General features: G+C 52.2%; 1 other RNA gene. It reads right to left on the reverse strand.

Going from position 1 to position 324, the window contains the following annotated elements:
- Positions 1-93 precede the first annotated feature (93 nt).
- A non-coding RNA gene (locus RRF55_RS27350) (RtT sRNA) lies at positions 94-227 on the reverse strand.
- Between the last annotated feature and the right edge of the window lie 97 nt (positions 228-324).

Here is a 324-nt window from a genome sequence, read left to right on the forward strand (position 1 = left end):
GTCGATGACGGCAGATTTACAGTCTGCTCCCTTTGGCCGCTCGGGAACCCCACCAGGGGTAAAAACACATTGTAGGTTATTCAGCAAAATGAATGGTGGTGGGGGAAGGATAACTCGTCGCTATCTCTCCTCGCCCTTCGGCGCCATTGCCTGCGGCAACGTTCTCTCGCTGGCGCTCGAGTCGAACCTTAGTCGAAGGTTCTTACCCTTCCCGCTAAGTGCAAACATCGTTTACGCTTGTCGGGGAAACCATATCACTTTAGTGAATAATGGTGGTGGGGGAAGGATTCGAACCTTCGAAGTCGATGACGGCAGATTTACAGT

Source organism: Klebsiella sp. K47, assembly GCF_051858335.1.
Lineage (GTDB): Bacteria > Pseudomonadota > Gammaproteobacteria > Enterobacterales > Enterobacteriaceae > Klebsiella > Klebsiella pneumoniae.